Source organism: Bacillus sp. FJAT-50079 (assembly GCF_018343515.1).
Classification (GTDB): domain Bacteria; phylum Bacillota; class Bacilli; order Bacillales; family Bacillaceae_C; genus Lederbergia.
On the sequence record NZ_JAGYPD010000008.1, the window covers coordinates 128,289 to 146,594 of the forward strand.

18 protein-coding genes are annotated in these 18,306 nt (G+C 35.2%); 3 read left to right on the top strand and 15 right to left on the bottom strand.

Annotated elements, in window-relative coordinates; genetic code table 11:
- Positions 1 to 19: 19 nt before the first annotated feature.
- Positions 20 to 1,135 (top strand): response regulator, encoded by a 1,116-nt coding sequence (locus KHA95_RS20590; protein WP_213139457.1) that lies wholly within the window; start codon positions 20 to 22, stop codon positions 1,133 to 1,135.
- 56 nt (positions 1,136 to 1,191) lie between these two features.
- On the opposite strand, the gene KHA95_RS23300 is transcribed toward KHA95_RS20590, so the two are convergent.
- The 3 genes from KHA95_RS23300 to KHA95_RS20605 all read right to left on the bottom strand — a co-directional run bounded on the left by KHA95_RS23300 (position 1,192) and on the right by KHA95_RS20605 (position 3,299).
- Entirely contained in the window at positions 1,192 to 1,374 is a 183-nt protein-coding gene (locus KHA95_RS23300) for an anti-repressor SinI family protein (RefSeq protein ID WP_349305510.1), read from the bottom strand.
- A 41-nt stretch (positions 1,375 to 1,415) separates the two neighbouring features.
- Positions 1,416 to 2,291, bottom strand: a complete 876-nt coding sequence (locus KHA95_RS20600) for a GGDEF domain-containing protein (protein ID WP_213139458.1) — start codon at positions 2,289 to 2,291, stop codon at positions 1,416 to 1,418.
- Positions 2,292 to 2,420: 129 nt separating this feature from the next.
- Positions 2,421 to 3,299: a LysR family transcriptional regulator gene (locus KHA95_RS20605; protein ID WP_213139501.1), complete on the bottom strand. Its 879-nt coding sequence runs from the start codon at positions 3,297 to 3,299 to the stop codon at positions 2,421 to 2,423.
- A gap of 170 nt (positions 3,300 to 3,469) precedes the next feature.
- Between KHA95_RS20605 and KHA95_RS20610 the strand changes: the two genes are divergently transcribed.
- Together KHA95_RS20610 and KHA95_RS20615 are read left to right on the top strand one after the other, a co-directional pair.
- Positions 3,470 to 4,366, top strand: a complete 897-nt coding sequence (locus tag KHA95_RS20610; protein WP_213139502.1) for a DMT family transporter — start codon at positions 3,470 to 3,472, stop codon at positions 4,364 to 4,366.
- A 191-nt stretch (positions 4,367 to 4,557) separates the two neighbouring features.
- Positions 4,558 to 5,109, top strand: coding sequence for a DUF420 domain-containing protein (locus tag KHA95_RS20615; protein WP_213139459.1), 552 nt, complete (start codon positions 4,558 to 4,560; stop codon positions 5,107 to 5,109).
- A 31-nt stretch (positions 5,110 to 5,140) separates the two neighbouring features.
- Here the strand turns inward: KHA95_RS20615 and KHA95_RS20620 are convergent, their stop codons facing one another.
- The 12 genes from KHA95_RS20620 to KHA95_RS20675 all read right to left on the bottom strand — a co-directional run bounded on the left by KHA95_RS20620 (position 5,141) and on the right by KHA95_RS20675 (position 18,245).
- Positions 5,141 to 6,313 carry an aminotransferase gene (locus KHA95_RS20620; protein ID WP_213139503.1) on the bottom strand — a complete coding sequence of 391 codons (1,173 nt, stop codon included), beginning with the start codon at positions 6,311 to 6,313 and terminating at the stop codon, positions 5,141 to 5,143.
- Positions 6,304 to 6,807 (bottom strand): Lrp/AsnC family transcriptional regulator, encoded by a 504-nt coding sequence (locus KHA95_RS20625; protein WP_213139460.1) that lies wholly within the window; start codon positions 6,805 to 6,807, stop codon positions 6,304 to 6,306. Before KHA95_RS20625 ends, KHA95_RS20620 begins: the two co-directional genes overlap by 10 nt.
- A 150-nt stretch (positions 6,808 to 6,957) precedes the next feature.
- The gene (hxlB, locus tag KHA95_RS20630; protein ID WP_213139461.1) at positions 6,958 to 7,506 is read right to left on the bottom strand and encodes a 6-phospho-3-hexuloisomerase; all 549 of its coding nucleotides are present in this window, start codon (positions 7,504 to 7,506) and stop codon (positions 6,958 to 6,960) included.
- Positions 7,507 to 7,516: 10 nt separating this feature from the next.
- Positions 7,517 to 8,569 carry a galactitol-1-phosphate 5-dehydrogenase gene (locus tag KHA95_RS20635; protein ID WP_213139462.1) on the bottom strand — a complete coding sequence of 351 codons (1,053 nt, stop codon included), beginning with the start codon at positions 8,567 to 8,569 and terminating at the stop codon, positions 7,517 to 7,519.
- Between the two features lie 19 nt (positions 8,570 to 8,588).
- Positions 8,589 to 9,230 carry a ribulose-phosphate 3-epimerase gene (rpe, locus tag KHA95_RS20640; protein WP_213139463.1) on the bottom strand — a complete coding sequence of 214 codons (642 nt, stop codon included), beginning with the start codon at positions 9,228 to 9,230 and terminating at the stop codon, positions 8,589 to 8,591.
- A gap of 18 nt (positions 9,231 to 9,248) precedes the next feature.
- Positions 9,249 to 10,499: a PTS transporter subunit IIC gene (locus KHA95_RS20645; RefSeq protein WP_213139464.1), complete on the bottom strand. Its 1,251-nt coding sequence runs from the start codon at positions 10,497 to 10,499 to the stop codon at positions 9,249 to 9,251.
- Between the two features lie 18 nt (positions 10,500 to 10,517).
- Positions 10,518 to 10,817 (bottom strand): PTS sugar transporter subunit IIB, encoded by a 300-nt coding sequence (locus tag KHA95_RS20650; protein WP_213139465.1) that lies wholly within the window; start codon positions 10,815 to 10,817, stop codon positions 10,518 to 10,520.
- Positions 10,818 to 10,896: 79 nt separating this feature from the next.
- Complete coding sequence (locus KHA95_RS20655; protein WP_213139466.1) at positions 10,897 to 11,334, bottom strand: PTS sugar transporter subunit IIA; 438 nt, start codon at positions 11,332 to 11,334, stop codon at positions 10,897 to 10,899.
- 61 nt (positions 11,335 to 11,395) lie between these two features.
- A complete protein-coding gene (locus tag KHA95_RS20660) occupies positions 11,396 to 13,501 on the bottom strand; it encodes a BglG family transcription antiterminator (protein WP_213139467.1) in 2,106 nt (701 codons plus the stop codon).
- 361 nt (positions 13,502 to 13,862) lie between these two features.
- Complete coding sequence (locus KHA95_RS20665) at positions 13,863 to 14,822, bottom strand: carbohydrate kinase family protein (protein ID WP_213139468.1); 960 nt, start codon at positions 14,820 to 14,822, stop codon at positions 13,863 to 13,865.
- Positions 14,823 to 14,836: 14 nt separating this feature from the next.
- Positions 14,837 to 16,471, bottom strand: a complete 1,635-nt coding sequence (locus tag KHA95_RS20670) for a response regulator (protein ID WP_213139469.1) — start codon at positions 16,469 to 16,471, stop codon at positions 14,837 to 14,839.
- 13 nt (positions 16,472 to 16,484) lie between these two features.
- Positions 16,485 to 18,245 carry a sensor histidine kinase gene (locus KHA95_RS20675; protein ID WP_213139470.1) on the bottom strand — a complete coding sequence of 587 codons (1,761 nt, stop codon included), beginning with the start codon at positions 18,243 to 18,245 and terminating at the stop codon, positions 16,485 to 16,487.
- Positions 18,246 to 18,306 lie beyond the last annotated feature (61 nt).

The window sequence follows — 18,306 nt, forward strand, 5'->3', positions numbered from 1 at the left end:
AGAAAAAGGATGAATTTCTATGATTCGGGCAATTATTGTTGATGACGAAGAGCTATCACTTATTTCTTTGAAAAAAAAGTTACAAGCTTTTCCTAACATTCAAGTTGTAAAATCCTATACAAACCAGAATCAGATCCTCGATGATCTAAAAATGGAGACAATTGACGTCGCTTTTTTGGATATTCATATGATGGAGTTAAATGGGCTAGAGTTAGCAGAAGCGATACATTCTATCCAATCCTCAATCCATATTGTCTTTGTTACAGCACATTCCGAGTATGCTTTACAAGCCTTTGAAGTCGATTCAATTGATTATTTATTAAAACCCGTTACATCAAGAAGACTGCAGAAAACAATGCATCGATTGGCTAAACTGATGGAAAAGTCACCAGCTCCTATACCTGAAGGCCCTTTGACCAAACCTCTTGTTGTTAACTGTTTTGGTGAATTTCAAGTATTTCATGATCGCCAGTTGCTTCATTTTAAGACGGCGAAGGTTAAAGAGTTATTTGCATTCTTATTAATGCATTTGAATCACTATATTCATCGAGATATTATTATCGAAAGTTTGTGGCCTGAACAAGAATATAAAAGGGCAAAAATAAATTTACATACTTGCCTCTCTCATTTACGAAAAACCTTGAACAACATTGGCTATGAAAATTGTATTACGTTTTCAAATCAAAGTTACTCTCTATCATTAGATCCAATCGATTGTGATGTAATAACATTTGACGTAGCGCAGCAAAAACTCATTATGCTAGATGAAGCAAATATAGACTTAGCAATAGAAACGATTCAACGATACAAGGGGCCCTATATGGCGATAAATAATTATGATTGGGCTTTTAATATAACCCAAGAATACGAAGATAAGACGATAGAACTCTTGGATAAAGTGATTCAGTATTTCCTTCTAATAGACCAGACAAAAGCGCTCTATTATCTCCAATTCCAACGAAAATTAGCTCCCTACCTAGATGAAAATATTCGGCTTAGTCTGCAATTACTTTTACAGCAAGGGAAGCGTACTGAGGCAATAAAACTATATCAAGAATATAAAAATATGCTACGTGCTGACTTAGGAATCGAGCCGAACCTCGATTTGACTAAATTGTACGATGAAATTTTCTGAGCATGAAATGATGAAACTTTTTCCGAAAGGAAGTTTGCGGAAAAAGTTTCATCTATCTATCCCGATTTTTCCTGATTAAGAAATGCCCTAATTTCCTCAATAGTTAATCCGATCTGTTTAGCTTCTAAGATTAGTAACATCCATTCACGATCAACATTTTTCACTCCTTTTACCACATTACCTCCTCCAATGATTGCTAGTTTGTTAAACGTTAATGCCATTTTTTCTTTATTAGCCAATAAATAACTTTCTCACAATTGTTGCTTCACCTGCTGTTCGTTTACAACTGAATGAAACTTGTTCGTGTTTTTTTATTTTCGTACATTGACCTATCTGTACTTTCAAGTAGCGTATATTCCGAACTTCCATGATCAGGGAAAATACTAATTCCAATACTTATGTTGATGTTGATTCGATGATTTTTAATATAATAAGGATGTGCACATTGCTGCTGTATCATATAGAAAACATTCTTTACCTCTGCTATATCTTCTACTATCATTAAAAACTCATCGCCACTTTTTCTAAAAATATATGAGTTATTTTCCATTGACTTTGTTAAGTCACATCCAAATTCCTTCAACAGTTGATCACCAACTAAATGTCCAAACGTATCGTTAATTTCTTTAAAATGATCTATATCAATAAATAATAGAGCAAATTTAGTGGCTTGCTGTTTGTTTTTTTCTATAAGCATTTGGAGCACTTCTCGAAACTTTCTATAATTAGGAAGCCCAGTTAGTTCATCCGTATACGCCATTTCAATTAATCTTTCATTATTCAATGGAGTAATAAGAAAAAGGTAGTTAGTAGATTCCTCTGATGGTGTATTCCAGGGGAAAACGCGTACATTCGAATCAATCGTCTGATTTGCTTTATTTTTTATCATTATTTGGCCTGACCAATAGCAATAATCATGTAATTTTATTGTTAATTGTTCTAGAAATTTTACCGTATTATTTACATTGATCAGCTCGCCGATCGTTACATTTTCTAAATCCTTTAAAGAATAATTTAATGAACGTAAAAATTTTTTATTTGCTTTTATAATTTCCCCACTTTGATTTACTAAAATTGCGATAAAAGCTTCTAGCAAAATAGGCGTTAAATGGATAAACTCATTACTTCGCATGAGTGTTATCTTTTTATTTCCCAAAAGAAATTTCCCCTCCTTTTAACCTCTCGTTCTCGATATTGTAAAAATGTGTATATTACGTATCTTATACTGAGAAACTTACAAAACACTTAAACTTTCTTATTCAGATTTATTGCCCTCTCGTAGCATTTAGCTCGTATGCTCCCTTAACCATGATTTTAAATATTCAATGAATTTCTTCGTAGCCGGGGCGATCGTTTTAAAAGATGTAGCCGCAATACCGATTGTGCGATAATTATCTCCTTCTAACTCAACAATTCGAATGTTGGCTGAAACCCTATGTAAAACCATTTCAGGAAGGATGCTAATTCCCATTCCGTTCTCAACCATTGAAATAATGGCTTGATCATCTGAAAGCTCATATTTTATATTAGGAACAATATTGTTTTCTGTTAATATTCGTTTTAAATCATTATCGCTTCCTTTTTTCGATTTGATTAAAGGTTCCTCTTTGATCATTTCAAAGCTAATTTTCTTTTGCTTAGCAAGCGGGTGTCCTTCTGAGAAGAGGCAAAGCATTTTATCTTCTTTTAAAGGAATCATTTCAAAACGTTGCGTGGTTGGCAAAGATACAAAACCAAAATCAACTAAACCAGTTGATATCCAATGCTCAACATCATCATAATCCCCTTCCATCAGTTTGATTTCAATTGATGGATGATTTTCATTAAATATTTTCATAATTTCAGGAAGCCAATGAATGGACACGCTCGAAATCGTTCCTATTCGCACTGTTCCTATTTCCAAACCATTAATATAAGCAATTTCTTGAAGCATTTCTTCGTTCCATCTTAAAATTTCACGTATATACGTTAAGACGCGCTCCCCATTGCTTGTCAGATGGATTCCTGAACGTCCACGATTAAGAATCGTAAATCCCCATTCTGATTCAATGCTTGAAATAGCATGACTTACGGCAGATTGGGTCAAACCTAGTGTTTCCCCCGCTTTCGTGAGGCTCCCTAATTCCACAACTGTATTAAATATCTCAAACTTAGCAAGTGACAGTTTGATCACTCCCTTTACATTAATTTATTTCATGTTAACCCTTAAAAACATTCATTTTTCTTATTCTAATTCTACAACTATAATAAATACTAATCAATTTGTGAAAGGCTAGGTGATAAGTTGTGAATGGAAATAAGGCTTTAAGATTCGTAAAAAGAGAAAAGACTGGATTGAATCATCAATCAAAGGCGAATTTCACTATGATTGTAGTTACCATGTTTTGGGGTGCATCCTATTTATTTACGAAGGTAGGTCTTGATTCAATTCAAGGATTCAACTTGGTCGCATTACGTTTTTGCATCGCATTTATTATTGCTGGTGCCTTGTTTTACAAGCGCCTCTTACATATCGACTTCCAATTAGTCAAACGCGGATTTATATTGGGAACCATTTTGTTTTTAGCCATTTCCGTTGTCACGATTGGAGTGCAATCCACGTCCGTCTCAAATGCGGGATTTCTATTTAGTCTTGCAGTCGTATTTGTCCCCCTGTTACTAGCAATCTTTTTTAGAAAAAAGACAGATCGACGAACAGTCCTTGGCATAGGCTTCGCGATAGTAGGCATAGCCCTATTAACGTTAAATCATCATGGATTGAAGATTAGTTTAGGGGATCTTCTCATCATTTTTGGAGCATTATTTTACGCCATTTATATTATTGTTACGGATAAATTAACGAAAAATGTAGATTCGATTACTCTTGGGATTTTACAACTCGGCTTTACTGGGGCATGGGGACTTTTGCTTTCATTATTATTTGAAGAAACACATCTTCCTAACACAACCGAATCATGGTTGTCTATTTTGGCATTAAGCATACTATGCAGCGCGTTTGGTTTTATTGGCCAAACCGTCGCCCAAAAATATACGACACCTACACATACAGGTCTTATCTTCTCATTAGAGCCTGTTTTCGCGGCGTTATTTGCTTTTATTTTCTTAGGGGAATTACTTCCAGTAAAAGGTTACTTAGGTGCCAGTCTTGTCTTAATGGGGATCTTGGCTACTAAAATCGATTTTAACAAGTTCATCCTGAGAAAAGAATTAAGCGAACAACTGAAAAGTTAAAAGCCTAAGCTTATAGTACTGTCAGCTATCATAAACAAAAAATATGCAAATCTACTTAAAGGTCATTCCCCTTTATTTGGTCAATACCGAAAAGACTGTGAACTTAACGCAAAACAAATTTTATATCTGAACCAGTTATGATACACTACTTTCAGAGATTGTATATTACTAATAATGGAGCGTATGTAACAATGAATCATAGCAATAGTCTAGTGACCGAACCTCGAAAGCGAAATTACCGGCCGATGATCATTACCATTTCCATTATCCTGATTGGTGCGATAGCTGTTCTTTCAGGCATGCCGGGGATGGATGATTTCGATGCATTTGATGTAACGATTCTGCCGCGCATCAATGCGATTTTGAATAGTTTTACCTTTTTATTTTTAGTTGGGGCTTTGATTGCCATTCTGAAACGAAATGTGAAGGTGCATCGCCGTTTCATCTATGCGGCATTTGTGACAACTTCTCTTTTCCTCGTCACGTACGTCGCCTTTCATTATGTTTCACCTTCCACGCCTTATGGCGGAGAAGGATTTCTAGCTATTTTTTATTACTTTATCTTGATTACACATATCCTTTTAGCTGCGGCGATTGTTCCACTAGCGCTTACGAGTGTGGCTCGCGCTTGGAACATGGAAAATGAACGTCATAAAAAAATCGCCCGCTGGACGATGCCGATTTGGCTGTACGTTAGCTTAACAGGCGTGTTAGTCTATCTTTTGATTTCACCGTATTATTAAAAGGATGGAAGCATCTTGCTTCCATCCTTTTTTATTGTAACGTATCGACAAATCTCTGGATTCTTTTCATTGCTTCCTGCAATTGTTCCATTGATGTTGCGTATGAACATCTTACATACCCTTCTCCACATTGACCAAATGCGCTTCCCGGTACGACTGCTACTTTTTCTTGTTTCAGTAATTGTTCCGCAAATTGTTCAGAGGTCAGTCCTGTTCCTTTAATCGAAGGAAAAACGTAAAAAGCCCCGCCTGGTGTATGGCAATCTAAGCCAATTGTATTTAGTGATTGGACGATATAATTCCTTCTTCTTCGATAACTGCTTTTCATTTTATCGACAACGTCATCACTATTTCGTAACGCTTCAATTGCCCCGTGCTGAAGCATATGGGGTGCACACATCGTCGTAAATTGATGCAACTTCAGCATTACTTGTGTCATTTCACTTGGCGCCGCCACAAAACCTAATCGCCAACCTGTCATCGCAAATCCTTTTGAAAAGCCGTTAATTAAAATCGTCCGTTCATACATGCCTTCAACCGAAGTAATGCTTGTATACTCCTCATCATACGTTAATTCTGCGTAAATTTCGTCAGAAACGACGATCAAATCATGCCTTTTTACGACTTCTGCAATTTCGGTCAATTCTTCTGCATTTAAGTACGTTCCGGTTGGATTGTTTGGCGAACATAATAAAATTGCTTTTGTGTTATTCGTCACTTTTTTTTCAATTTGTTCAGCTGTTACTTTGAAACCATTTTCAGCATTTGTGGAGATCGGAATTGGTCTCCCACCAGCCATTGTAATAAGGGAGGCATAAGAAACGAATGCCGGTTCGACAATTAATACTTCATCCCCTGCATTTAGTAACGTACGAAACGCTAAATCCAACGCTTGGCTTGCTCCAACCGTGACGATGATTTGATCACTCGGATCATAATGAACGTGAAAACGTCTGTCTATATACGCGGAGATTTCTTGTCTTAATTCCAATAATCCAGCATTCGCAGTATAAGAAGTATAGCCGTCTTCCATAGAGGCAATCGTTGCTTCCCTTATATTCCAAGGAGTGATAAAATCAGGCTCCCCAACCCCTAAGGAAATAACCCCCTTCATGCTTGACGCCAAATCAAAAAATTTCCGTATCCCTGACGGTTGAATCTTCTGCGCTGTCTCGGATAAATAGGTTTGATAATTCACGGAGATACCACCATTCTGCGGTCCGTATCATCTTTATCTTCCAATATAACGCCATCATGCTTATATCTTTTTAGCATAAAATGAGTCGTTGTTGAGACAACATTATCAATTGTTGATAATTTATTTGATACGAATGTAGCGATTTCTGTCATCGTTCTGCCTTCGATCGTGATTGACAAATCATATGTGCCTGACATTAAATACAATGAAGTGACTTCTGGATAGCGATAAATTCTTTCCGCCACTTCATCAAAGCCAACACCGCGTTTAGGCGTTACCTTCACATCAATCATCGCTTCAATGACTTCTTTTCCTTCTACTTTGCTCCAATTAATTAATGCTGGATAACTAACAATAATATTTTCTTTTTCTAACTTTTCAATCGTCTGTTCAACATGTTCAACTGTTGTATTTACCATCATCGCAATATCTTGCACCGGTAATTTATGATTTTCTTCCAGTATCGATAAAATTTCTAATTCCTGATTATTTAGCTTCATGCATATACTGCTCCTTCTCAAAAAATCAGATCTCTATTTGAAAATTATACTACATATGTAAGTAGATAAACAAAGTGGATTTTTCTTATAACGCAAAAAAGGACGGAGAGCTAAGTCTCCGTCTTTCCCTTTCATTACAACTTTTTGCACTTACTCTAAATTTGCATGTCTAGCTCTCATAGAGTCGAATGCTACATCAAAAGCTGTGATCCATTGTAAAATGATTGCATCATACACGAGAAAACTTAATTGTTCAAACGCTGCGCCCATTGGTTGAATGGATGAACCATTGTCTTTATTAGCGGCTTTGATAACCAGCTTACAATCTGCTATTTTTCCTAAAGTTGACTGCGGATTCGTAGTATTGAGTATAACCTTTGCACCTAATTGTTTCGCTTTTTCCGCATTGACAACGAGGCTCGATGTTTCACCTGAACCGGAGCCGATAAATAAGACATCGTTGGCTCCAATGCTTGGAGTAGTAATATCTCCTACCATGTAAACCGTCTTGCCTAGGTGCAATAATCGATTGGCAAAAGCACGGATCGCTAAACCTGACCTGCCCGCTCCAGCGAGGAAAATTCGATCTGCATTCTTCAATGTTTGCAGGACTTCTTCGCTCTCGCTGACATCCATGAGCGAAAGACCGGCTTCAAGTTCCTTCATTATAGCTTCAAGTTGTTTCATTAGTTTACTCATACAATCACCCTCATACTTCTGGATACATAATGACTTTGCCAATTAACTCGTTTCTTTCCATCAACTTCTCAAACATTTCCGGACCTTCTTCGAGTTGAATTCGATGGGTAATCATTTTTTCAGTATTTAATCGTTTATTGTTCATGAAATGAATCGTCGTTTCCCATTCCTTTCCTGGGAATGGAGCAGACACACAACTCCATGAACCCCAAACCGTCAGTTCACTTCTCAAGATTTTTTCAAAATAAAATCTTTCCATTGAAATGTCCGCATATGGGATACCTAAAAAGACAACCCCGCCTCCTTTTTTTGCGTATCCAAATACAGTGGCGGCTGTAATAGGTGTTCCAGCTGCTTCAACAACAATATCCGCATTCATCCTATCGGTATACTCAGATACTTTTGTCAAAACATCCTCATTCAGCGAATTAATGGTGTAATCCGCACCAAGTTCTTGCGCGATTTGCAGTTTTTCATCATCAATATCAACCGCAATGACTCGTTTAGCACCGAAGATTTTTGCCCATTGAACAGCGAAAAGTCCAATTGTTCCCCCAGCACCAACGATTACAACATCATCTCCTACCGTTAGGTTTGTCCGGAAATAACCGTGTAAAACGACCGTTGAAGGTTCAACCATAGAAGCTGCATCAAAGTCCAATTCATCTGGTACTTTAACTAAATTTTTCGCTGGAAGTTTAATATATTCAGCAAACCCGCCAGGCTCTTTCGCACCGATCGCACTTAAAGAATCCGCTCTAGCCGGCTGTCCCGCCCGATAATAATAGTCATTTTCATCAATGATCGCTGGAACTCCCGCAACATGATCACCGACTTTGAGGCTCGTCACATTCTCACCGACTTGCTCTACGACACCTGCAAATTCATGCCCCCATACTTGCCCAGGCGTATGCGCACCTAATTTTCTGTAACGTGAAATATCAGACCCGCAAATCCCGCTTGCTTTGATTTTGACGATCACTTCATCGCCATTGGCTAGCTGGGGTTTCTCTGCTTCTTCGAAACGTAAATCTCTTATTCCATACAGTTTTAATGATTTCATTTGTGCAACCTCTCTTTGCCTAGTTTTCAAGCATTTTTAAGGATTTGACATTCGCCTTTTGATCAGCAAACAAATATGATCCAATCACGATCATTGAAGCACCCGCTTCGATACATTTACTTGCGGTCACTTCGTCAATGCCGCCATCCACTTCAATTTGAATATCGCGTTCGCCAATCATTGCTTTTAGCTCTTTAATTCTGTCGATCGTTTCTTCCATAAACGTTTGCCCTGGTCTGCCAGGATTGATCGACATCACTAAAATATAATCAACCGTATTTAGAAAAGGTTTTAAAAGCGATGTGTCTGTTCCGGGATTAATAACAATCCCCGCTTTACGATCATGCTGTTTAATTTGATCAATCACATATCTAACATGCGGAGTTGATTCATAGTGTACAGAGATCATTTCCGCTCCAGTTTCTAATACACTTGCGATTTGATGCTCAGGCGATGAAACCATCATATGAACATCTAATTTCATCTTCACTTGCTTCTTGATTTGTTTAATTTGTTCCGGGCCAAAGGCGATATGAGGGACGAAATTACCGTCCATCATATCGACATGAAGCACCTCAAACCCTTCTTCATATAAGGCATCGCATTCATTTTTTAAATCCATTATGTTTGCAGCAAATAAGGATGGTAAAATCAAACTCATTTTTGTCTCATCCTCCAATTATTTTAAAGTACTAAACCAATAGATGACTAAGTTCCAAGGTTCAGAGAAAGTAACATCTGTTCCTAGACCAGTTAACTTAACGCCTGCACTCGTAAGCATATGCGTTGCACCTGGCGCAATCAGTGCTGCAAGGTAAAATGTAATGATACAGAATACAACCGTTGAAACAACCGAACGGAATAGATTTCCTTTACTTGTTAACGTACACATAACTGAAATATACGTGATCGACATTAACAGTCCGATCGGGAAGAATTGAACTCCAGGTAAAATAAGAGCAAATAACATCACAAGCGGAATCGAAACGACTGTTGTTGTAATTGTTGTTGGATCACCTAGACCGAGGGCAATATCCATACCAACGTTTAATTTAGAGTTATCGCCCATTCGTTTAATCATAAAATCTCTAGCCGCTTTTCCGATTGGAGATAGCCCTTCCATCATGATTCGAACGACTGCTGGCATTAATACCATAACTCCGGCAATCCCAATTGCCATCGGAACGACTTCGGACACAGGCCTTTTTGTAATTAGCCCTAAAATAAGCCCGACAATAAATCCAATAATCACGGGTTCGCCAAAAACACCCATTCTTTTATTGATTTTATCCAAGGAAATATTCCATTTATTCACACCTGGGATGAAATCAATGATTTTATTGACTAACCAAGGAATTGGGTAGCCCCATGCCGAATAAATAATTGTTGTACATGTTGTACCTTCAAGTCCAAAATAGTCCTGCCATTTCTTCGCAATCAAATCTCCAACAAATAAAGCGATCACGGACATAGCTAACGTGATAATAAGTCCTAACCAAAAACTATCAAATAGAAAGTATGCTAATGCACCTGGAATTAGAAAATGCATGTAATTCCAAATATCAACATTTAATGTATTTGTCCATTTCAGCCGAACTAACGCTAAATTTATTAGAAGGCCTAAAGGAATGGCTAATGCTGCAAATGGAGCGACCCAAGAGGCCGCACCGACAGCTGGCCAACCAACATCTGCGATTGTAAAGCCAGAGCCAATCTTTGCATAGTATTCAATTGCTGGTTCTAGTGAGCTATTTAGTAGTCCGACAACGAGTGTTAAACCTAAAAATCCTACCCCGACAAGAAGACCAGATTTAATCGCATTTCCAATTTTCATGCGGAAAACTAACCCTAATATTGCGATGATAATTGGTAAAATCGCCGTAGCTCCCAAATCAGTGATTGATTTTACAATATTAAATATTGCATCCATAAGTAGTTTCCCCTTTAACTATTTATTAAGTTCTAAGAATAAATCTTTTAGCTTACTTTTTAAGCCATCTTCATTAATTCCTGTTACAAATCCCATAATGTTGACACATGGTTTTTCATCGTTTTTATAATTATTCGTTGTTAAAATAACGTCTGCACTATCAACATGGCTAGGTAATTCTGTCATGCTTGTTTTAATAATTTTGTAATTGTTAATTCCAATTTCTTTTAATAACTCTGTCACTGCATCTGCTGCGATCGTTGACGTTGCAATTCCACTTCCGCAAGCTACTACGATTTGAATATTTGAATTTGACATTTTTCATTCCTCCAATAATATTAAATCATTTAATTTCCAAAGAATTTGTGTACATCTAGTATCTCAAGTAAAGATTCCCTTACAATATTGACATTAGCGAGATGCCATTTTTCATATCTTCAATAACCTTAGGATCTTGAATCAGCCCCATCAGTTCTTTCAAACAGCTTAAATGGGTTTCTGAGTTACCGAATCCGATAATAAACAGGACATCCACCGCCAATGATTCTTGCGGATTGTCCATTCGATTCATTGTGATTGGATTCTTTAGAGTAACTAAGGAAATAAAATCTTGCTTCACATATTGAGCACCTCCATGCGGAATGGCCACTGCATATCCATCTAATTGCAAGCCAGTTGGAAATTCCCTTTCACGCTCTATCAGTGCTTCCTCAAATTCCTTTTCAACATAATTATTGCTAACCAATGTTTCCATTATTTTGGACAATAAACCCTCGTAATCGTTGTATTTTTGATCCAAAAATACAAGGTCACCATGTAAATATTGCTTTAACACGCCTTCATCTCCTTACGCTCACTTGGAATTCATATCTTCAAATCTTCTATATAACCTGAAACTATCTAGTCGAATACGTTTGAATCAATTGCATGATCTGTTCTTTATCCTTAATACCTAACATTTCTTTTCGGTTTTCCTTTACTAGCTTTGTTAATTGTCCGAGTGCTTTTAAATGTTGTTCATTATCCCATGACGCCAAGACAACAAAAATCCGAACAGGTTCTCCCATTAAATCAACCGGTTTTTCTAGAAGCAACATACTCATTCCTGTCTTTTTCACTCCATCTGTCGGTGACGCATGAGGAAGTGCAAACTGTTCGGATATAACGATGTAAGGACCTAGCTTTAAGACATTATCAATCATTTTTTGCACATAGCAATTGTTTATATAACCTTCGTTCAATAAAGGTAAAGCAGCTTGTTTAATCGCTTCTTCCCAAATCGTTACTTGTTTAGCTGTAATCATTTTTTCCGAATCCAATAAATCAGCTAAAGATGGTTTTCTTTTTGCGCTCTCGACAGAAATTGGAGAGTGTAAATATCTTCTAAATTCCCGCTTTAATTCTTCTTCGTTTTCTACCATTGCATAACGTTTTACCATATCCATTAGCGTATCCACCGAATATAGTTGTTCCGTTTTTGTTTCATTATTTAAGCTATTGATTTTTCTTAACAATTGTTCTTTATCTTTATTGTCCAATATCGGCTTAGCTACGAAAATCGGAATGCCTTTATCAGGAAGCGGAACGGTTGAAACAATAAAATCTACAGCTAAATCTTGTTTTTCATACTCCCTTAAGGAAACGACTCCTACAATATCGACATTTGAAAATAGCCCGGCTAATTGCGACTCCAATATTCGGGAAGTGCCTAATCCGCTTGTACAGACTATTAGTAACTTTCTTCGAACCGAACCTAAAGTAATTCCTTCTCGCCGTAGCCATCCACCAAAATGCATCGCTATATAAGCAATTTCACTATCATTTACAGATTGATGTATGAATCTTTCAAAATGATGAATGACTTTTTTTGTTAGACGAAATACTTCTGGATAGTTTTGTTCAACAGAATCAAGTAAAATATTTTCTACTTTAATCCCATACCTTATTCGATAATAAGCAGGCTTCAAATGGATAAAGAGATTTTTTATCATTTGTTCTTTCTCAGAAAAATTGACAGCCGCATACAGTTGAAAATCGGAGACCATGCTTTCAACGACGTGAGCCAATAATCGCATTTCATCATTTTCATAGACAGGATTTAAATCGTAATTCACCTTCGCGCTTAATAAATATTTAGCAATATAATACATTTCAACTTCTGGGATGCTTATATTCACGGTAGTTGAGAGTTGAGAACATAAAATTTTTGCACCTTTAATTGCCTCAGTAGAATTAATCACTTCTTTTTCCACAGGATCAATGCCAACATATTTTCCCTGCCGTATCCGTCTAGAAAATAAATAAAACCAAATGACGAAGTGATTCAAAATTTCATCAGTGAATTCGATCTGGAACTTTCTTTCATATTCAATTAATAGGTTCTTTAACAAACACAGCTCATAAATATTGAATATTGTATATGGCCGAGGCAGCCTTTGCTCTAGATGATCCGCTATTTCTGAATTAACAATGATTTGATACCATCCACTTTCGGGTGTTACAAATGTTAGGTAGTGAATTAATACTCGCCTTATATCATTTTCCTCGCCATTTACGTAATAACCTTCATAACGTCCTGATTCGATGCTTAGTTGAAAATCACTTAATTCCTCTTTTAATTTTTTTATATCTTCGAGGATCGTATTTCTACTTACTTGGAATAACTCTATAAAATCATTTATGAAATGAGGATGTTCTTGAATGGTAATAAAAATATAAATCCAAGCTCTCCTCTCACTAGGAGAATATTCATAGTACGGATAATCGCTTACAGAAAATTGCGATCTCAATTTTTCCTTTACATTTTCATCAAGATAGAGTCCTTGTCCACGTACTTGCCTAACTTCGGGATAACCACTCTCCTTTAACAAATCATTAATCTTTGATAAATCATTGTAAATCGTTCGTCTTGACACATTAAATGCTTGTGCAAGTTCTTGGACTGTCATATAAGATTCGCTCTGAACAAGCAGATTTAATATTGCCAAACTTCTTTGATCCATTTTATCAGCCCACCTCAAACATAAGTCTTAGAACTAAGTTCTTAAGTATTATGCCCTAAATCAACTATAAGAAAAATGTCGAAGAAAAATAAGACCAAATGAGTCACTAGGAAAATTGCAAAATTGGACTTTTAAAAAATAAACAGGGCCATCCACTTACTATATTAATATAGCAAGTGGATGCCCCCTGGTCTTTTGCAACTTAAAAATAATCCCTTATTATTAGATAAAGTAGTTTAACCTAGTAGAACACTTAGTAAAGAATCTCTGTTGTAGAAGATGAATCATGCGCTTCTCCCTAAAGCGAACGAATTTACTGTCCGAGAGTCTATACCCTAATTTAGTCATGAAAGGAAATCAACTAATTTAAATTAAGAACTTCCTCATAGGTCGGTAAAGAAGAGATCGCTCCCATTTTCGTACAAGTGATTGCTCCTACTTTATTAGAAAAGTCAACGATCTGTGAAAGTTTGTGAATATCCTCTCTAACAATTTCTAGATTTTCTAGTTGAGCAAGCTGAAATAACATCCCTCCAATAAACGCATCTCCCGCTCCAGTAGAATCAATTGATTTTACATTAATACTATCAACTAATTCTATATGATTTCCATTCGACAATAATGTCCCTTGCTTCCCCAAGGTAACTGTAATAATACCAGCGCCAGTGTCATGCAAGATTTTCAATGCTTTATTCTTATCTTTTGTCCCAGTAATAATCTCTAATTCCTCTTCACTTAATTTTACTAAATCTGCAGATTTTACACACTCCTTAGACAGCGAGACAAAATCGTTAATACGTCCCCTCCACAAGTCTTCACGATAGTTTGGATCGAATGTCACATATCCCCCATTAGTTACCGCCATTTTCATTGCATATAAATAAGTTTTTTGAAAGGGGGCATCTAACAAAGCTGTTGCAGAACCGAAATGAACAATTTTTGCTTGTTTTACTTTTTCAATATTTAAATCTGCTTTAGTATAGAGCTGATCTGCTCCTCTATTAAAAATAAAATCTCGCTCACCACTTGCTCGCAATGAAACAAAGGCTAATGTAGTCGGCATAGTATGATCCTTAATGACCATTGATGTATCTACACCTGCATCTATCAATGATTCTTCCAAAAAGGCACCAAAAGGATCATTGCCAACCTTTCCTGCAAAAGATGCATTGCCCCCAAGTTTAGATATCGCTGCTGCTACATTCGCTGGTGCCCCTCCCGCTTTTTTAATAAATTGACTGCCTAATCTTAAGTTAGAATTAATATCCTTACAGATAAAATCAACTAATAATTCACCAATACAAATAACAGCCTTTGACATACCATCCCCACTTTTTATCGTTTTTCGTATATATCTTCCCCTAAAATTTCTTTGTTAATATGTATCTTTCGATAACTACTAGGTGAGTATCCTGTATATTTTTTAAATGTTGTACTAAAATAAGTGGAATTATTATATCCAACAATCTCCGATATTTCATAGGTTTTATAGTTTGAAACTTTTAGTAAATATTTAGCTTTGTCTACCCTTAACATTGTTAAATAATCTATAAAGGTAAAACCTGTTTCTCTCTTAAATATCATACTAAAATAACTCACACTCATATTTGAATACTTAGCAACATCATTAATTGAAAATGTAGATAAACAATACTTTTGGTTAATATACCCTTTTGCTTTTTCTACTATATATTTAAACTCACCATATTTTCTGCTACTTATATAATCTGATATTTTATGTAAGTTGCTTATTAAATTTTCTATTACAGCATCAATTGTTTGGTATTTTGTATTATTTTCAATTTCTACAATCGGGTTATCAAATACTTCGTCAATCGTTCCTTCAACCTCATTTAGCGCTCTAATACCATACATGTAAATACTACTTACTATCATTTTTGTATACAAGTAAGAATCTCCACCTGCATCTTTCATTTTAGAAAATATTTGAGTGACTGATTGACTTAGTAATGCCTTATTAGAAAAATCAAGACTATAAATGATTTCATTGTCATTATTATTTATAACATTTGAATAATGATTTACCCTATCCTTTATGTCTTCATAATAAATATTTTGGTTATATCCCATAAAAAATTTATACTCTAGACACCTAAGCGCTTCTTCGTAAGATTTTTGTAGTAAACATAAGGAATTATAATTTTCCCCAAAACCAATCGTTATCGTCTTTTGCAGCTGATCCAATAACTCATTTCGGATTTTTTTACTTATTTCGCTAATACGTTTACTTATAAAACGTTCGCCTTCACCTAAACAACAAATCACCATTCGTTTTTTTTCGATTTCAATTGAATACACATTATGTTCTGTCTGGATTATTCCTTTTATAATTTCAGAAAACTCTTTATCTAAAGTATTATTGTATATATGGGCCGAATCATCCATGTCTAGAATGATCACTTTATTATAGTTATTCATAGCACGATCGAACCCTAATTTTTTACTTTTCTCTTCAATTATTTTTTCATCTGTAATTTTCCCTACCATAATATCCTTAAGAAATTGCGTTTGTAATAATTCCAAACTATTATCTGCTTGTTCTTTTAGTAATTTCTCACTCTTTTTATGCATTTTTTTATTATCATAATCTTTTTTTATTTTTAGTAATAAACTTTCAACATAATCTATTTCAATCGGCTTTAATATATAATCAAATGCACCCATTTTTACAGCTTTTTGTGCATATTCAAATTGATCGTATCCACTAATAATAATAATATAAGTGTCAGGAAATTCATTCCTTATCTTTTCAATTAATTCCAATCCATTCATGAATGGCATTTTTATATCTGTAATCACAATTTCAGGTATGTTTTTATAAAAAATTTCTAATGCCTCCAACCCATCTTCTGCTTTACCTATTACATTCATTTCTAGTTGTTTCCAAGAAATACTCGAACTAATGCCTTCTCGAATCATATCTTCATCATCAACAATTAAGACATTCATCTGCACCAACCCTTTAAGAATAGACTTTTGGTATTTTAACTTCGACAGTTGTTCCTTCTTGAAAAACGCTACGAAATTTCAAACCATAATTTCTTCCGTAAAATAATTTCAATCTCTCATCCACGTTTTTAATACCATATATGGACATTGATTCTTCAGGCTGCCCCATTAAGACATTATTCAATTTTTCTAGTTTTTCCTTACTCATACCTATTCCCGTATCATGGATAAGTATTGTTATAGAATCAGCAGATTCCTTAGCAGAAATATAGATGAAACCTTTTTCTTTTTTCATTTTTATACCATGATAAATTGCGTTCTCTATAAGTGGCTGTAATATAACTTTTACAATACTGTATTGCTTAACACTATCCGGAATCTCAATTTTATAATCGAATTTCTTTGAATATCTCGTTTTTTGAATTATTAAATAATTATCCGCGTGTTCAATTTCTTCTTGAATAGTAATAATATCTTTCCCCTTACTTATTCCAATTCGAAATAATTTTGTGATTGAAAGAATCATTTTTATTACTTCATCATTTTTATTGGCCCTTGCTAACCATACGATCGAATCAAGGGTATTATATAAAAAATGCGGATTTATTTGATATTGCAGTGATTTTAACTCAGCCTGACGTAAGGATTCTTGTTCCTTATATACCTTTGCTATTAGTCTTCTCATTCTTCGTATCATCAAACTAAAACTGTTACTTAACTGACCAATTTCATCTTTGTATCTTGAAGACATTGTTACTTGTAAATCTCCAGCTTCAACCTTTTTCATCGAGATTGTCATTTCCTTAATTGGTGTAAAAATATTTCTATAAATAAGAAAAGCAAATACGGTTGCAAAAATACAAACAATTAATAATATACCAGCAATAAATCCCCTAATGATTTTGCTTTCCTTTGTTAATTCATTTATAGGTATAACTCCAATTACTTTCCACCCACTAACAGATGATTTCTCTTCAATAATGATGAAATCATCCAAAGAATGACTATTGGAACCATCCATTAGATTTTTAGAAGTAGAACTATCTAATAGATTTGTTTGATAAATTAGATCTTTATTGGGATGAGTAATGAGATTATTATGTTCATCGATAATATACATGTACCCATTTTTCCCCAGCTCCGCACCAACAAAATTAGAAAACACAGATTCCTGTATGTCAACGTAGACAATGCCAGATATATTCCCACTTAATTTATCCCTTATTCGGAGTCCAGCTGAAACTAATAACTCAACATTATTTTTTACCACTGGCGCATCCGAGCTTGTAGAAAACCAAACCATTTTATTTTGTGAGATTACAGACTTATAATTTTCACTTTTGGTCAAATCCTCCCCTTTTACTACACGGGAATTGGATTTATATTTACCGCCATTTTCGCTAATAACATAGATTCCATAAAGATTATCATAAAAGCTTTGAATAAAATGTAATCTTTTATTTAATTTTAATTCTTCATTATATCGAATCATAATATCATCACTTAAAGGAGTCCTTAACGATTCTTGAATATCAGGTTCTTTAACTGCCATTAATGCCGCATTATTTACCTCTATTAGAAAATTATCCATTTCTCTAGTAGATTGTTGAACAATTACTTCGCTATAATTAATAGCATTTTCCTTAGAGATCTTGTATGTAATGAAATAGGCAATACCACCGAGTATTAAAATTGGGATTAGGGATAAAACAATAAAGTGGAGTAGAAATTTCTTGTTTATTGATAGATTCGAATAGACTCTACTTAAATTCATGCTCAGCCATCCATTTTTAGTTAATAAGGATATTATACATCAATAGAGCTATGAAGTTTAT